The organism is Streptomyces sp. NPDC052040, assembly GCF_044548405.1.
Taxonomy (GTDB): domain Bacteria; phylum Actinomycetota; class Actinomycetes; order Streptomycetales; family Streptomycetaceae; genus Streptomyces.
The window spans coordinates 61,746-78,506 of the sequence record NZ_JBIUBV010000014.1 but is presented as its reverse complement, the minus strand read 5'-3'; the positions used below and the strand labels follow the sequence as shown (position 1 = coordinate 78,506).

At 71.7% G+C, this 16,761-nt stretch carries 13 protein-coding genes; 12 read left to right on the top strand and 1 reads right to left on the bottom strand.

What is annotated here, in order from left to right; all coding sequences use genetic code 11:
- Window positions 1-2 precede the first annotated feature (2 nt).
- Window positions 3-1,493 carry an FAD-dependent oxidoreductase gene (locus tag ACIHAA_RS24565; RefSeq protein WP_399820658.1) on the bottom strand — a complete coding sequence of 497 codons (1,491 nt, stop codon included), beginning with the start codon at window positions 1,491-1,493 and terminating at the stop codon, window positions 3-5.
- Window positions 1,494-2,003: 510 nt separating this feature from the next.
- Between ACIHAA_RS24565 and ACIHAA_RS24560 the strand changes: the two genes are divergently transcribed.
- From ACIHAA_RS24560 to ACIHAA_RS24505, 12 genes are all read left to right on the top strand, one after another.
- Window positions 2,004-2,759, top strand: a complete 756-nt coding sequence (locus ACIHAA_RS24560; RefSeq protein WP_399820656.1) for an aspartyl/asparaginyl beta-hydroxylase domain-containing protein — start codon at window positions 2,004-2,006, stop codon at window positions 2,757-2,759.
- 324 nt (window positions 2,760-3,083) lie between these two features.
- The gene (locus tag ACIHAA_RS24555; RefSeq protein ID WP_399820842.1) at window positions 3,084-4,487 is read left to right on the top strand and encodes an MFS transporter; all 1,404 of its coding nucleotides are present in this window, start codon (window positions 3,084-3,086) and stop codon (window positions 4,485-4,487) included.
- Window positions 4,488-4,555: 68 nt separating this feature from the next.
- Window positions 4,556-5,632, top strand: a complete 1,077-nt coding sequence (locus ACIHAA_RS24550) for a beta-ketoacyl-ACP synthase III (protein WP_399820654.1) — start codon at window positions 4,556-4,558, stop codon at window positions 5,630-5,632.
- Window positions 5,629-5,880, top strand: coding sequence for an acyl carrier protein (locus ACIHAA_RS24545; protein WP_399820652.1), 252 nt, complete (start codon window positions 5,629-5,631; stop codon window positions 5,878-5,880). The genes ACIHAA_RS24550 and ACIHAA_RS24545 overlap by 4 nt, the downstream gene beginning before the upstream one ends.
- A 90-nt stretch (window positions 5,881-5,970) precedes the next feature.
- Complete coding sequence (locus ACIHAA_RS24540) at window positions 5,971-6,861, top strand: TauD/TfdA dioxygenase family protein (RefSeq protein WP_399820650.1); 891 nt, start codon at window positions 5,971-5,973, stop codon at window positions 6,859-6,861.
- Complete coding sequence (locus tag ACIHAA_RS24535) at window positions 6,858-7,406, top strand: FcoT family thioesterase (protein WP_399820649.1); 549 nt, start codon at window positions 6,858-6,860, stop codon at window positions 7,404-7,406. The genes ACIHAA_RS24540 and ACIHAA_RS24535 overlap by 4 nt, the downstream gene beginning before the upstream one ends.
- A 49-nt stretch (window positions 7,407-7,455) precedes the next feature.
- The gene (locus ACIHAA_RS24530) at window positions 7,456-9,051 is read left to right on the top strand and encodes a long-chain-fatty-acid--CoA ligase (RefSeq protein WP_399820647.1); all 1,596 of its coding nucleotides are present in this window, start codon (window positions 7,456-7,458) and stop codon (window positions 9,049-9,051) included.
- 36 nt (window positions 9,052-9,087) lie between these two features.
- A complete protein-coding gene (locus tag ACIHAA_RS24525; protein ID WP_399820645.1) occupies window positions 9,088-9,342 on the top strand; it encodes a phosphopantetheine-binding protein in 255 nt (84 codons plus the stop codon).
- A complete protein-coding gene (locus ACIHAA_RS24520) occupies window positions 9,329-13,681 on the top strand; it encodes an amino acid adenylation domain-containing protein (RefSeq protein WP_399820643.1) in 4,353 nt (1,450 codons plus the stop codon). The genes ACIHAA_RS24525 and ACIHAA_RS24520 overlap by 14 nt, the downstream gene beginning before the upstream one ends.
- 104 nt (window positions 13,682-13,785) lie before the next feature.
- Window positions 13,786-14,829 carry an ABC transporter substrate-binding protein gene (locus tag ACIHAA_RS24515; RefSeq protein ID WP_399820642.1) on the top strand — a complete coding sequence of 348 codons (1,044 nt, stop codon included), beginning with the start codon at window positions 13,786-13,788 and terminating at the stop codon, window positions 14,827-14,829.
- Window positions 14,830-14,885: 56 nt separating this feature from the next.
- Window positions 14,886-15,851 carry a FecCD family ABC transporter permease gene (locus ACIHAA_RS24510; RefSeq protein ID WP_399820839.1) on the top strand — a complete coding sequence of 322 codons (966 nt, stop codon included), beginning with the start codon at window positions 14,886-14,888 and terminating at the stop codon, window positions 15,849-15,851.
- 30 nt (window positions 15,852-15,881) lie between these two features.
- Window positions 15,882-16,751, top strand: coding sequence for an ABC transporter ATP-binding protein (locus ACIHAA_RS24505; RefSeq protein WP_399820640.1), 870 nt, complete (start codon window positions 15,882-15,884; stop codon window positions 16,749-16,751).
- The last annotated feature ends 10 nt before the right edge of the window (window positions 16,752-16,761 follow it).

Below are 16,761 nucleotides of genomic sequence, written 5' to 3'. Positions count from 1 at the left end.
GGTCAGAGGGACACCCAGTCGGCGAGTGCCGCCCCGGCCCGGCCGACGTCCGCCACGGTCCAGGCGCGGGCGACATGGCCGTCGGGCCGTACCAGCGCGGCGGCCAGTCCGTGCCGGGGCTTCGCCCCCGCCACCTCGACCGCGGGCGACTCCAGCGCGGCGAACTCCCCGGACGGGGTGAAGTCCAGCAGCAGGAAGCGGTCGATGCGCAGCCGCCGCAGCAGGGTGCCGCCGTCCCGCAGGGGCAGGTCCGGCATCCGATGGCCGTCCAGGGGGTGCGCCGCGTCGGGGGTGCCGTAGGACACGCTCAGTCCCGACAGCAGGGCGGCCAGCCGCCCGTTGGCCTCCGCCCCGGTGAGCTGTGTGCTCATCAGGTCGCGCTGAGCCGCGCCCTCGGGGGTGAAGGTGGTCATCAGCGCGGTCTGGGCCTGGGTGTTGGACGCCAGCAGCTCGGCGACCGGCCGCCGCTCGGCGTCGTAGGAGGCCGGGCCGTCGGTGATCAGCGGGGTGGCCCGGCCCTTGATCTCGGCGGCGAGCTTCCAGGCGAGGTTGACGGCGTCCTGGATGCCGACATTGACTCCCTGGCCGCCCGCCGGGAAGTGCACATGGGCGGCGTCGCCCGCCAGGAACACACGGTTCACCCGGTACCGGTCGGCGTGCCGGGTGGTGTTGCCCGTCGTGGAGATCCACACCGCGTTCCGCAGCCCGTAGTCGGTGCCCGCGATCCGCTTCAGGATGGCGCGCAGATCCTCCAGGGTGAGGGGGGTGCTCCGCCGGGCGGCGACCTCTTCGGGGGTCAGCCCGGTGTCCTCGGGCAGCACACCGAACATCCGGTGGATGCCGTCGAACAGGGGCAGCACGGTGACCCAGCCGGTCCGGTGGTCCCAGAGGTGGGTCGGGCCGGGCGGCGGGTCGTCCAGTTCGACGTCGCCGAGATAGCCCTTGACGGTGCCGGCCACTCCGGGGAAGGAGATCCCGGCCCGCTCCCGCACCAGGCTCCACGCGCCGTCGGCCCCCACCAGATGCCCCGCTCGCACGACGGTCTCGCCGATGTGCACCCGCACGCCCTCGGCGTCCTGCTCGAATCCGGTGACCTCCCGGCCGCGGTGCACCCGGATGCCGCGCGCCTCGACGAGCGCGGCGAGCACCCGCTCGGTGGTGGCCTGGGTGATCTGGAGGATGTAGGGGTGGGGGGTGTCCAGCCCGCTGTAGTCAAGCAGTTGGGGCAGGGCGGCGAAGTGGGTCCTGGGCAGGGTCCGGCCATGGGCCAGCAGAACGTCGGTGAGCCTGCGGCCGTCGTCGTACCGGATCGTGGTCAGGGCCTCCAGGGTGCGGGGGTGCAGGACGGTGGCCCGGGAGTGGGGGTCGCCCTCGGTGAGGCGTTCCACCAGTTCCACCGTGATCCCGGCCGAGTCCAGCAGCAGGGCCGTCACCATGCCGACCGGGCCCGCGCCCGCGACGACGACATCGGGGTGTACGGCGTCGGTGCTCATCGGTGTCCTCCATTCCTCCGCCCGCTTCCGCGGACGGGGGTCGTGGCGGCGGTCCGGGTGTGGTTCCGCCGGTCCGGTGGTGCTCCTGACGTGCTCGGCCGGTGCTGCCGTGGGGCGTATCGCTGCCGAGTGCGCCGGGAACGCCGATCGCGGACACTCTCCAGCGTAACGCAAACGCAGGATTTTTTGCACTTATGGAGGTGGGGGCATGCGCTGCGGGGCTTCCGAGAGCCCACCCGGAATGAGCCGGGGTGCGCCGAGGTGCAGGGTGCGTGGGAACTTCCGGCCCCGGCCGTACGACTCCCTGTGTGTGAGAGAGATCCAAGGGTGCAGGGCGATCCGAGAGCGGGGGCCTGGGGTCCGGGCCCGCCCAACTCGTGGGAGAACCCGGGAACTCATCGCTCGGCCGGTCCGACTCCTAGGGGGACGGCTCGATCCCAGACCTGCCGCAGCAGCCGTTCGGACGCGACGGCGGATCCGTTCCGCCGCCCCTCTTCCCCGGAGGCTCGAATGACACCCGAGACAGACGCCGCTTTCGACGCGATACGCGCGGAGTTCGGACCCGATTCGCTCGCCCGCGTCGAGGCGATGCTGAAGCCGGGGCGCGAGGGCGACCGGCATCCGCTCCAGAAAGGCGCGAAATGGATCCTGCCCGGGCTCTCGCAGATTCCCTGGCACGACCCGTACGGCCATCCCGAACTCGCCCCGCTCGTCAAGGAACTGGAAGCACATCACCGGGCGATCAAGAGCGAACTCACCGAGGCCTGGACCCGGCGCCGCGACGCCTTCTCCGACTACGAGCACTACTTGACACGCCAGCACAACTGGCAGGCGCTCTACCTCTATCGCGACGGAGGAATCGTTCCGGAATCGGCTGTCACCGCACCCACCGCCCACCGGGTGCTCAAGGAGTTCGCCGTCGACACCCGGACCATCTGTCCGCTGCTCGAAAGCCATTTCTCCACGCTGCTGCCCGGAGCGGCCGTCCCACCCCACTGCGACCTGTGGAACTTCAGTATCAACCTGCATCTCGCGGTCGACATCCCGGAGGGGTGCAGCCTCACCGTCGCAGGTGAGACCCGCAGTTGGGAGGAGGGGCGGTGTCTGCTGTTCGACTATTCGTTCCAACATGAGGCGCGCAATGACGGAGACCGCCCCCGCACTTGTCTGCTCGTGGACCTCTGGCACCCGGAAACCACGCCGCCCGAACGGCTCGCCCTGGTCGCGCTGATCACCGAAGTCCGCCGGCTCATGGGGGAGATGTGACCGGCAATACCTGATGCGGGCAAATTCCGCCTCTTTTTCTCTCGACCCGGCAGTCCATGACTGCCGGGAATTCGTGCTGTATTTTTCGCGGTTTCTCCAGTGCCGTTCTCCGCTCAATTCAGGCTGTTCCAAGCCCGGTTGAGGGATGCTATGGTGACTGAAAAAGATCGAACTCCTGATCTGTTGATCGCCCGCATGGGTACATATTCTTCGTGTTCGGTTCGCATGTCCGACGCTCTGTCGGCGACATCGAGCCGGATGGCACGCGCATGGACCGTTCCGTGCTGACCCGTTCCGTTTCCCGACCCCGAGGGGTGGCCGATGATGTCCGTGACCGAACAGGCCCGGGCACCGCATCGTCAACGGCTCGGACTTCCGCTGCTCGTACTGGCGGCGGCGCAGCTGGTGATCTCGCTCGACTACAGCATCGTGTATGTGGCACTGCCCGGAATAGGACAGCGGCTGGGCTTCTCCGACCCCGATCTGCAATGGGTGGTCAGTGCCTATGTCGTGACCACCGGCGGCTTTCTGCTGCTGGGCGGGCGGGCCGCCGATCTGCTCGGCAGGCGCCGTGTGTTCGTCGCCGCCGCCCTGCTCTACTCCGCGTCCTCACTCGTCGGCGGCCTGGCCCGGGAGCCCTGGCTGCTGATAGCCGTCCGGGCCCTCCAGGGCATCGGCGGGTCCCTGCTCTTCCCCGCCACCCTGGCCCTGCTCACCACTCTGTACGAGGAAGGCCCGGTCCGTAACCGGGCATTGGCCGTGTGGGGTGCCGCCGGGGCGGGGGGACTGTGCTTCGGATCGCTGCTCGGCGGAGTCCTGGTGGACGCGTTCGGCTGGCCCTCGGTGTTCTTGGTCAACGTCCCGGTGGCCGCGGCCATCGCCCTGGCGGGCCGGGCCCTCTTCCCGGCCGACGCCGTCCGCTCCGGTGCCCGGCGCTTCGACGCCGCGGGCGCGCTCACCGCGACGGGCGGTCTGACCCTGCTGGTCTTCGTGCTGGTGCATGCCCCTGCCGCGGGCCTGCTCAGCCCCGGCACCCTCGCCGCCGCCACCGCGTCCGCCGTCCTGCTCGCCCTGTTCGCGGTGGTCGAGAGGCGCTCCCGTGACCCCCTGGTGCCGGGGCGGCTGCTGGCCCACCGCGGACTGATCGCCGCCATGGGAGTGACCGCCCTGTTCAGCGCGACCTTCAGCTCCCTGCCGTACTTCCTCACGCTCTACTTCCAGCGCGTGCACGGCTACAGCGCCCTCGCCACCGGCTTCGCCTTCCTCGTCCCCGCCGTGGTGGTGGCGGTCGGCACCCAGGCGGGGGAGCGGTCCGTGGGCGCCTTCGGCATGCGGCGGATGCTGGCCGGGGGACTGGGCCTCGGAACCGCCGGAGCGGTGGCCCTGGCGCTCGCCCTCGGCAGCGACCGCGGCTACCCGGTCCTGCTGCCCGGCATCGTGCTCCTCGGCATCGGCCAGGGCGCCGCCTGGACCGGTATGTGGATCGCCGCCTCCTCCGGAGTGGCCCCCGGCGACCAGGGCGTGGCCTCGGGCCTCGCGTCCACCACCCTCCAGATCGGCGGGGCCGTCGGTCTTGCCCTGCTGGTCGCCGTGTCCGGCGGGGTCGGCCAGGCGTCCCCGGGCGGCGCGCTCCTGGACGGCATCCGGACGGCGTTCCTGGTGTCGGCGGCCGCGCTGGCCTGCGGGGCGCTCGCCACCCTGACCGTGCGCCGGAGCGCCCGCATCTGAAACCCCAGCCCCAAGTCCCGTATCGCAGCAACCCGTTGCCGTCACCCGCCCCCGCCTGGAGCACCCCCATGTCCTCTGCCGTTGCCGGACGACCGCCCGTGCCGTCCGCGCCGCCCGCCGCCGTCCTGTGCGGTCTCGGCGGCTGGCTGCCGCCCCGCCTGGTCACCAATGACGACCTCGCCGAGCGGCTCGACACCGACGACACCTGGATCCGCACCCGTACCGGGATCGGCAGCCGCCATACGATCGAGCCGGGACAGGCGACCTCCGACCTCGCCGTCGAGGCGGGCCGCCGCGCGCTCGACTCGTCCGGCGACTCGTCCGTGGACGCCGTGGTCGTCGCCACCACCACCCCCGACCGCACCTGCCCGGCCACCGCGCCCCTGGTCGCCGCCCGGCTGGGCCTGGCCGGGGCCGCCGCCTTCGATGTCGCCGCCGTGTGCACGGGGTTCGTCTACGGCCTCGCCACCGCCGCCGGGCTCATCGCGGCCGGGACCGCCCGCCGAGTGCTGGTCACCGGCGCGGACACCTACTCGACCATCGTGGACCCCGCCGACCGCGCCAACGCGATCATCTTCGGGGACGGCGCCGGAGCGGTCGTCCTGCGCGCGGGCCACCCGGACGAGCCGGGCGCGCTCGGCCCGTTCGACCTCGGCAGCGACGGTGCCCACGAGGACATGATCATGGTGGCCGCGGGCGGCTCCCGCAGCCGCCCGGAACCCGGCCGGACCTCCCGCGCCGACCTGCACTTCGCGATGCGGGGCAAGGAGGTCTACCGGAACGCGGTGACACGTATGGCCGAGTCGGCGCGCACCGTCCTCGACCGGGCCGGCTGGAAGCCCGCCGATGTCGACCTCTTCGCCCCGCACCAGGCCAATCTGCGCATCCTGCACTCCGTCGCCGACGACCTCGAACTGCCCCGGGAACGCTGTCTGACGCACCTTCGGTCCGTGGGTAACACGGGCGCCGCGTCCATCCCGCTCGCCCTCGCCGACACCGCGGCCCGGACGCCGGTCGAGCCCGGCTCCCGGCTGCTGCTCACCGCGTTCGGCGGCGGCCTCACCTGGGGCTCCTGCGTTCTGACCTGGCCCGCGCTGTCCGCGCCGGTCCCACCCCCGTACCAAGGAGAGGACACCACCCCGTGAGCACCACCTATGAGCGGCTCGTCGAGATCCTCGGCAGGCTGCACGACACCCCCGCCGACCTGGTCCGGCCGGAGGCCACCTTCGCCGAACTCGACGTCGACTCGCTGACGATGGTCGAGATCGGCATCCGTATCGAACGCGATCTCGGGGTCGTCGTCGCCGACAGCGAACTCCGGACGGGCCTCACGCTCGCCGCGACCGCGGAACTCATCGATGCCAAGCAGACGGCCGACCCCGCAGTTCCCTGACGGCCCGTACCCCCGGGGTCTCCCACGGCCCGACCCCGCCAGCACCGCACCACTTCACCAACTCACCAACCCACCAAGGAGGTTGCAGCCATGCGCATCACCGACCAGCCCGGCGCCACCCTCGGCGCCACCGTCGAGGACTTCGACCACACCACCGCCTCCGACGCCGACATCCAGACCCTCAAGCAGACCATCTACACCAAGAAGATCGCCGTCCTGAAGAACCAGGACCTCACTCCGGAGGCCTTCCTCGAACTCGGCAGGCGCCTCGGCCGCCCGGAGACCTACTACGAGCCGATGTACCAGCACCCCGAGGTGCCCGAGGTCTTCGTCTCCTCCAACGTCCCGGAGAACGGCAAGCAGATCGGCGTACCCAAGACCGGCAAGTTCTGGCACGCCGACTACCAGTTCATGCCCGACCCCTTCGGCATCACCCTGATCCACCCCCAGGTCATCCCGCAGAAGAACCGCGGCACCTACTTCATCGACATGGGCACCGCCTACGAGCGGCTGCCCGAGGAACTGAAGAAGGAGATCGAGGGCACGTACTGCACCCACTCTGTGCGCAAGTACTTCAAGATCCGCCCGCACGACGTCTACCGGCCGATATCGGAGATCATCGAGGAGGTCGAGCAGAAGACCCCCGCCGTGCGCCAGCCGACCGCCTTCCCCCACCCGATGACCGGCGAGACCGTCCTCTACCTCAGCGAGGGCTTTACCGTCGGCATCGAGGACGCCGACGGCAAGCCCCTCGACGACGAACTGCTCAAGCGCCTCTTCGAGGCGACCGGCCAGCTCGACGACACCTTCGAGCACCCCGACATCCACCTCCAGAGCTTCGAGCAGGGCGATCTGCTGGTGTGGGACAACCGCAGCCTCATCCACCGCGCACGGCACACCACCACGCCGGAACCGACGGTCTCCTACCGCGTGACCGTGCACGACGAGCGCAAGCTCCACGACGGGATCCAGGCCGTATGACCACGCTCACCTCCACCGGCGCGGACGCGGCACCGCAGCCGTCCTTCGACACCGACGAGGAACTCCTCGAACGGGTCCTGGTGCCCTACAAGGCACACTGCTCGTATCTGCGTTCCGCCGTGGTCACCGCACAGGACGGACTGTCCGCCGCCCGCTGCACCTTCGCCATCCCCGAGTCCTGCTACATCGACGACACCGGCCATCTGAACTCGGTCGAGGTCAACATCGCCTACAACCAGATGATGTACTACCTGGTCGCCAAGTCGGTCCAGGAGCGGCTGCTCACCGGCTTCGAGGACTGGACGCTGGACGACTTCTGGCGCCACCAGCTCCCGGACATCCTCATCGCCCGCTTCGCCTCCCAGTTCCGCCGCCCGGTCGACCCGCGCGACTTCTCGGGGGAGTTGGAGTTCCGCTCCGTCACCCGGCGCGCCCCGGGCGGCGCCGCCCCGTTCCTGCACGCTCAGACCGTCCACCGGTACTGGGACGCGGACGGTGGCCGGTGCGACGGCGAGGCCACGCTCGCCTTCGTCAACCTCGGCTGAACCCCGCGCCGTACCCCCACCCCCGACACGAACAGGACGGAGCCCCAGCATGGACGTGTCCCCGGCACCGCGGGAAACCGGTCCCGCCCCGGCCGCCGCCCGGCCGCGCACCCTGGTCGAGACGGCACGCCTGCACGCCGAACGGCAGCCGGACACCCCGGCCGTGCTCTGCGAAGGGCGCACCCTCACCTACGCGGGACTGCACCGCGAGAGCAACCGCATCGCGCACGCCCTCACCGCCGCGGGCCTCCGCCCCGGCGACCGGATCGCCTACCTCGGAAAGGAGTCGGAGCACTACTACGAGGTCCTCTTCGGCTGCGCCAAGACCGGTACCGTCCTGGTCCCGGTGAACTGGCGGCTCACCGCCCCCGAGGCCGGGCACATCCTCCAGGACTCCGCCACCCGGCTGCTGTTCGTGGAGGAGGAGTTCCGGCACATCGTCGACGCCATGCCGACCGAGCCGCCGGAGACCGTTGTCGCGCTCGGCACCGACGACGGCTTCCCCGCCTGGAAGGCGGCCCACGGCGACCACGACGCCGCCGTTGTCGAGCCCACCCCCGACACCCCGATCGCCCAGCTCTACACCAGCGGCACCACCGGACTCCCCAAGGGAGTGGTCCTCGCCCACCGCAGCTTCTTCGCCATCGCCACCGCCATGGCCGAGGCGCGCGTGGACTGGATCGACTGGCGCCCGGGCGACAAGGCCCTGATCGGCATCCCCGGCTTCCATGTCGGCGGACTGTGGTGGGCCACCCAGAACTTCAACGCCGGCACCACCGTCGTCGCGCTGCGCACCTTCGCCGCCCGCCAGGCCGTCGACCTGATCCGGGACCTCGGCATCACCACCGCCTGCGTGGTCCCCGCCATGCTCCGGATGATGCTCGCCGAACCCGGCGTCACCGCCGAGGACTTCCGCTCCCTGCGCAAGACCGTCTACGGCGGCTCCCCCATCTCCGAGGCCCTCCTCACCGAGAGCCTCGCCGTCCTGGACTGCGCCTTCGCCCAGATCTACGGCCTGACCGAGACCGGCAACACCGCCATCTGCCTGCCGCCCGCCGCCCACGCCCCCGGCACCCTGCTGATGCAGGCGGCCGGCCGTCCCTACCCCGGCGTACGCGTCAAGGTGATCGACGACAACGGCCGCGAACTCCCGCCCGGCGCGGTGGGGGAGGTGTGCCTCGCCACGCCCGCCCGGATGGTCGAGTACTGGGGGCTGCCCGACAAGACCGCCGAAACCCTCGTCGACGGCTGGATCCATACCGGCGACGCCGGATACGTCGACCCCGACGGCTATCTCTTCATCCGCGACCGCATCAAGGACGCCATCCTCGTCGCGGGCGAGAACGTCTACCCCGCGGAGATCGAGAACGCCCTGGAACACCACCCCGGCATCGCCGAAGCGGTGATCGTCGGCGCCCCCGACCCGCGCTGGGGCGAGTATGTGCACGCCTTCGTCGTCCCCGCCGAGGGAGACCGCCCCAGCCCGCGCGACCTGCACACCTTCCTCGTCGCCCGGCTGGCCGCCTTCAAGCTGCCCGCCCGCTACGAGTTCATCGACCGGGTGCCGCGCAACCCCAGCGGAAAGATCCTGCGCCGGGAACTGCGCGACCGCTTCTGGGGCGATGCCGAGCGCAAGGTCAACTGACCGCCGCCGACGAGCTATCGAAAGAGACCGACACCCATGGCTTCTCCCCTCACCCTGGAGACCTTCCGCGCCGACCTGGCGGAGTACCTCTACCAGCAGCCCGACGAAGTCGACCTGACGTGCGGTGTGCTGGACGCGGGCCTCGACTCGCTGCGCATCGTGACCCTGATCGAACGCTGGCGGGAGGCGGGCGTGGACGTCACCTTCGTCGAACTCGCCGAACGTGCCACCTTCGCCGACTGGTGGCTGCTGCTCTCCGAGCGGACAGGGGCGGTCCGTGCCGACGACTGACCTCACCGAGCACCCCGGCCACCCGCTGCTCGCCGCCCAGGAAGGCATCTGGACCGGCCAGTTGCTGGACCCGGACAGCCCCGCCTACAACACCGCCGAATACGTCCTCATCGAAGGACCCGTCGACCCGGACGCCTTCGACACCGCACTGCATCAAGTCGTCGCCGAGACCGAGGCGTTGAACACCGTCTTCGCCGTCGACGACCGGGGCCGCCCGCGGGAGGTCCACGCCCCCGCGGACGGCTGGCGGCTGCACCGGGCCGACCTCGGCGCCGCCCCCGAACCCCTCGCCGCAGCCCTGGACTGGATCGCCCGGGACATGGACCGCCCGGCCGACCTCGCGCACGGCCCCCTCTTCGGCCACGCCCTGCTGCGCCTCGCGGAGGACCACTACCTCTGGTACCACCGCGTCCACCACATCGCCCTGGACGGCTTCGGCCTCTCCCTGGTCGCCCGCCGCGTGGCCCAGGTCTACACCTCGCTGATGAACGGCGAGCCCCCGGGCGACAGCGGCTTCGGGACCCTGGCCTCGGTGCGCGCGGAGGAGAGCGCCTACCGCGCCTCTGCACACCGCACCCGGGACCGCTCCTACTGGACCGGGCGCCACGCGGACCGGCCGGAGGTGGCGAGCCCCGCCGGACGCACCGCCCTGCCCGCCCGCACCTTCCACCGGCACACGGCCGACCTGGACCCCGACCGCACCCGGGAACTGCGCACCGTGGCACGGGAGCTGTCGGTCACCTGGTCCGAGATCCTGCTCGCGGTGACCGCGGCCCAGCTGCACCGCGCCACCGGCGCCCCGGAGACCGTCCTCAGCGTCCCGGCGATGGGCCGACTCGGCTCCGTCTCGCTGCGCGTGCCCTGCATGATCCGCAACATCCTGCCCCTGCGCATCCGGGTCTGCGCCGACGACACCCTGCGCGACCTCGCCGGACGCGTCTCCGCGGAACTGCGCGCCGCACTGCCCCACCAGCGCTACCGCTATGAGCAGGCGCGCCGCGACCTCAAACTGGTCGGCGGCGGCCGCAGGCTGTCCGGACCCGGCGTCAACATCATGCCGTTCGCCTACGATCTGCGCTTCGCGGGCCACCGCAGCACGGTCCACAACATCTCCGCCGGACCCGTCGACGACCTCGCCTTCAATGTCTACGACCGGGCCGAGGGCGGCGGACTGCGGTTCGCGGTCGACGGCAACCCGGAGCTGTACTCCGCCGCGGAGGTCAAGGCCCACCAGCAGAGCCTGTTCGCACTGCTGGAGGCGGCGCTCGCCGCGCCCGACCGCCCGCTCGGCTTCCTGCTCCCGGACGGCGCGGACGCCGCGCCGTTGCTGCTGGACGGCGGCCCACTGCCCGCCCCGGAACGCCCGGTGCTCTCCCTGATCGCCGACCACGCGGCCCGCCGCGGCGAGTCGACCGCCGTCGAACAGGACGGCCGGCGGATCGGCTACGCGCACCTCTACGGCTCGGCTCGCGACCTCGCCCGCCGCCTCGCCGACCGGGGGGTGGGCAAGGGCGACCTGGTCGCCGTCGCCCTGCCCCGCGGTATCGACGCCGTCACGGCACTGCTGGGCGTGCTGCTGTCGGGAGCGGCGTACTGCCCGCTCGACCCCACCGCCCCCGCGAGCCGCACCGCCGAACTGCTCGACTCCGTCCGGCCCGCCCTCGTCCTCACCAACGGCGAGACGGACGGCGCACGGTACGGACACCACCCCGTCCTACGGCTCGGCACACCCGCCCCGCCCCCGGTGACCGCCGCACCCCCGGCACCGCATCCGGACGACCTCGCGTACGTCCTGCACACCTCCGGCTCCACCGGGCGGCCCAAGGGCGTGCAGACCGGCCACCGGGCGCTGGCCCGCTTTGTCGCCGGGGCCGGGCACCGCTACGGGCTGCACCGCGGTGACCGGGTCCTCCAGTTCGCGCCGCTGCACTTCGACGCGAGCATCGAGGAGATCTTCCTGACGCTGTGCACGGGCGCCACCCTGGTGATCCGCCCCGACGACCTCACCGACTCGATCGCGGGGTTCCTCGGCGAGTGCGCACGGCTGCGGGTCAGTTTCCTGGACCTGCCCACGGCCTACTGGCACGAGATCGCCTACGCGCTCTCCACCGGCACGGCCGAACTGCCCGCCACCGTACGGGCCGTCGTCATCGGCGGCGAGGCGGCCCTCGCGGACCGCGTCGAGCGGTGGCGCAAGGCCGTCGGCACCTCGGTCCGCCTCTACAACACCTATGGGCCGACCGAGGCGACCGTGGTGGCCACCGTCGCCGACCTCCACGACCCCGAACTGGCCCCCGGCGACGTCCCGATCGGGGTGCCGCTGCCCGGCACCCGGGCGGCCGTGGTCGACGGCGAACTGTATCTGCTGGGCGGCAATCTGGCCGACGGCTACCGCGACGCCTCCGCGGCGGACGCCGCCCGGTTCGCGCCCCTGTCCCGGCTGCCCGGCTCGCCCCGCGCCTATCGCACCGGCGATCTGGTGGAGGCGGGCGCGGACGGGCAGCTCCGCTTCCGGGGCAGAGCCGACGACGAGTTCAAGATCAGCGGGCATCGGGTGCACCCGGCCGAGGTGGAGAACGCGCTGCTGGCCCACCCAGGTGTCGGGGAGGCGGCCGTGGTGGGCCAGGTCCTTGGCGACGGCACCCGGCGGCTGGTCGCGTATCTCGTCCCGGGCACCGGGACCCCGACGGCCGCCGGAGTCCGCGACCATCTGCGGGCCCGGCTGCCCGCGCCCGTCATCCCCTCCGCCATCGAGTTCCGCGACCGGCTGCCCCGTACCTCCTCCGGAAAGACGGACCGCGCCGCCCTGGCAGCCGCCCCCGCGACCTCCGCCGACCCGGCCGGGACGTCCGGCACACCGCTGGAGCGCACGGTCACCGCGGTCTGGTCCCAGGTGCTCGGCGGGGCCGAAGTGCGCCCGCGGGACGATGTGTTCGACCTCGGCGCCCAGTCCCTTCAGGCCATCCAGGCCGCCAACCGGCTCGCTGCCGAACTCGGCCGGGACATCAAGGTGGCCTGGCTCTTCCAGTACTCCACTCCGGCCGGACTGGCCCTCTTCCTGGGGCAGAAGGACGCCGACAGCGCACAACAGGGCGCCGCTGCCCCGCAGTTGCCGCCCGCGATGCTCGCCGACGCCGTACTCGATCCCGGGCTGCGGCCGGGCGGCGGCACCCGTCCGTCCGGTGAGCCGGGGCGGATCCTGCTGACCGGTGCCACCGGATTCGTCGGCACGCATCTGCTCGCCCGCCTTCTCGACCGGACCACCGCCAAGATCGTCTGCACCGTCCGGGCCGCGGACGGGACGGAGGCGGCCGAACGCATCCGTACCGCGCTGCGCAGCCGGGGCATCCTGCCCTCCGAGGAGGCACTCGGCCGGATCGCCGCGCTGCCCGCCGACCTCGCCCTGCCCCGACTCGGCCTCGACCGGGCCCGGTTCGACGATCTCGCCGCCACCTGCGACGCGATCTTCCACAACGGGGCCACGGTCAGCATCATGCGCGAGTACTCCACCCTGCGCGGCGCCAACACCGCGTCGACCCGGCAGTTGCTGCACCTTGCGGCGGAACGCGCGATCCCGCTGCACTTCGTCTCCACCCTGTCGGTGGCGCCCCCGCGTTCCCTCGCCCCCGAGGTGCCGGAGGAGTTCCTGCCCCCGCACCCCGGACTGCGCTACGGCTACCAGCAGTCCAAGTGGGCCTCCGAACGGCTCCTGGAGCAGGCCGCGGAGCGAGGCTTCCCGGTCACCGTGCACCGGCTCGGCCGGATCGTCGGCCCGGCCGCCACCGGCTACGTCAACGAGCGGGACTTCCTCTGGACCGTCCTCCGGGCGGGCATACCGACGGGCACCCTCCCCGAGCTGTTCGAGGCCGAGACCTGGACCCCGGTCGACCGGGCCGCCGCGGCCGTCGTCCATCTGAGCCTCGCCCAACCCGCGGTCGGCACATGGTTGAGCCGCGCCCAACCCGCATTCGGCACAGGGGTGTTCAACCACGCCACCGGCACCCCCGTCCGGCTCACCGACCTCCACGGCTGGCTGGCCGAGTACGGCTACCCCTGCCGGACGCTGCCGCTGCCCGAGTGGTGCGCCCGGCTGCCGCGCACCTCACCGGACGCGGCCGCCCTGCTGGCGTTCTTCGACTCCGCCGCACCGGACCGGGGCCCGGCCCCGGACCTCGGTCTGGGCACCGTCCGCGCGGACCGCGTCTCGGCCGCCCTGCACGGCAGTGGCATCGACACCTCACCGGTGGACCGGGTCCAGTTCTTCCGCCACCTCGACCACTGCGTCACCACCGGCGCCCTGCCCGCCCCCGCCGAAGCGCGCCTCCGGGCCATCCCCTGACGCGAACTCACTTCGGGTCACGGGGAACTCGGCCCCCGGTCCGTCCGACTACTGCAACAGAACCTCCTCGCCCCACCACGACTCCGCACCACAAGGAGCCCCGCATGTCCAAGCAACGCCCGGCCGCCATCGCCCTGGCCGTATCCCTCTGTCTGCTCACGGCGGCCTGCGGCGGCTCCTCGGACGACTCGTCCGCCAAGAAGTCCGACCAGGCGTCCGCCGACGGCGCGAAGAGCGGCTACCCGGTCACCCTCGACAACTGCGGAACGACCGAGAAGTTCACCAAGGCCCCGAGCAGAGTGGTCGTCATGAACGGCGCCTCCGTCGCCGAGGTCTCCACCCTGCTCGCCCTCGGCCTCGGCGACAGGATCGTGGCGAACCAGCAGACGTACGGCAGGTCCGAGGTCCCGGGCCGCGCCGACGCCATCAAGAAGCTCCCCACCGGCAACATCAAGCTCAACGACGCCTACGACGTCCCCCGCGAGGCCATGCTCGGCCTGCGCCCCGACCTGGTGCTGTCCACCACGTCCTACGGCTTCGACGAGAAGAACGGCTTCGCCACCCGCGACCAGCTCAAGCAGGCGGGCGCCAACTCCTATGTCTCCCCGCAGGGCTGCGACCAGAACACCTCGAAGATGACCATCGCCGACAGCTACCGGCTGATGCGCGACATGGGCAAGATCTTCAACGTCGGCGACCGCGCGGAGAAGCTGATCGCCGCCTCGGAGAAGAACATCGCTGCGGTCTCCGACAAGGTGAAGAACAAGAAGAAGCCCAAGGTCATGGTGCTCTTCTCCCATATGGCCATGGGCGGCAACGACTTCAGCTCGGTCGTCGCCAAGGGCATCTACAACGACATCCTCGCCAAGGCGGGCGCCACCAACGCCTTCGAGTCCGCGTCCAAGACCTCCTTCGCCGACCTGAGCAAGGAGAAGGTCGCCGCCACCGACGTGGACGCCCTGGTCGTCATCGGCTACAACGACCCGAACCCGGCGGCGTACGCCAAGAAACTGCTCAAGGAGTTCCCCCAGTGGTCCGCGGCCAAGAAGAACACGTACGTGGTGCTGTCGGACTCGATGTACCTCGGCCCGAGCAACGACCTGGCCGTCCAGAAGATCGCCCGGACACTGCACCCGGACGCGTTCTGAGCCGCCTGAAGCCGGTCGCCGCCTTCCTTGGCCTGCTCGCCGTGCTGATCGCCGCCATGGTGGTGGCGATCAGCATCGGAGCAGTGAACATCCCCGTCGGTGATGTGTGGGGCATCGTCGTCCACCATGTCACCGGGCAGGGCACCACCACGGACATGGCCACCGACCAGATCGTGTGGAACTTCCGCACCCCCCGGGTCGCACTGGCCGCCCTGGTCGGCGCGGGCCTGGCGGTGGCGGGCGCGGTGCTCCAGACGCTGGTCTCCAACCCGCTGGCCGACCCCACCGTCCTCGGCTTCTCCTACGGCGCCTCCCTCGGCGCCGTGCTCGTCATCACCCTGGGCGGTGCGGCGCTGGGCGGGATCGGAGTGTCCGGTGCCGCCTTCGTCGGCGCGCTCGCCGCCGGGGCGCTGGTCTTCGCCCTGGGACAGCGCAGAGGACGGCTCGCCCCGACCCGCCTGGTCCTGGCCGGAGTCGCGGTCGGCTACGTGCTGCTGTCGGCGACCAGCTTCGTCCAGCTGGAGGCCACCCCCACCGAGCTGCGCACCGTGATGTTCTGGATGCTGGGCAGCGTCGCCGGGGCCCAGTGGAGCCAGCTGCCCACGGTGGCCGTCGTCGTGATCGCTGGGACCGCCCTGCTGTCCCTGTTCGGGCGGCGGCTCAACGCCCTGCTCGCCGGGGACGAGTCCGCGACCGCGCTCGGCGTCGACGTCAACCGGCTGCGCGCGCTGCTGCTGGTCCTCAGCGCGCTGCTCACCGGCACCGTCATCGCTGTGGCGGGCGGTATCGGCTTCGTCGGACTGATGATCCCGCATCTCGTCCGTCTCACCCTCGGCGCCGACCACCGCAGACTGCTGCCGCTGACCGCGCTCCTGGGCGCCGTCTACCTGGTCCTGGTGGACCTGCTGTCCCGTACCGTCAACCGCCCCAACGAACTCCCGCTGGGCATCCTCACCGCACTGCTCGGCGCCCCCTTCTTCCTGTGGCTGCTGCGCCGCAACAAGGGCATGGACTCCGGATGAAACCGAGCACCGCATGAAAACGGGCACCGCATGAAACTCACCGTGGAACAGCTTCACATCACCCTGGACCGGGTCCCGGTCCTGCGCGATGTGCACCTGGAGGTCTCTCCCGGCGACATCGTCGGTCTGGTGGGGCCCAACGGCAGCGGGAAGTCGACGCTGCTGCGGGCGGTCTACCGCTCTCTGCGCCCCGCCGACGGCGTCGTCCGGGTCGGCGGGGACGATGTCTGGGCGCTGTCCTCCCGCGCCGCCGCCCGCCGTACCGCCGCCGTCCTCCAGGACGGCCAGGCCACCTGTGGTCTCTCCGTCACCGAGATCGTCGCGCTGGGCCGCACCCCCCACCACGGCCTGCTCGGCCGGGAGGGCGAGGAAGACAGCCGTGCCGTGGCGGAGGCCGTCGACCGCTGCGGGGTCCGGCCCTTCGCGGACCGGGACCACACGACACTCTCCGGCGGCGAGCGCCAGCGGGTCCTGCTGGCGCGCGCCCTCGCCCAGCGCCCCCAGCTGCTGGTCCTGGACGAACTCACCAACCATCTCGACATCCGGGCCCGCTTCGAACTGCTGGACCTGATCCGGGACACCGGGATCACCACGCTCGCCGTGCTGCACGACCTCGATCTCGCGGTCCGGCTCTGCGACCGGCTCGTCGTGCTGCACGGCGGACGGGCGGTGGCCGCCGGACCGGTCCTCGAGGTGCTGACCCCGGCGCTGCTCCGCGACGTCTTCGGCGTCCGGGCGAGCACCGACCGCCATGCCGACGGCGTGGTACGCATCACTTACGACGCCCGGCCGCTGGCTGGAGACGAGGAGCGGGCGGCGGTGACGGCCACCGTCCCCGGCGCCCCGGACCGACGGGCCGGCGCCCCGGACCGACGGGCCCAGCCGGTCGCGGACCACTGACACGCCCTCA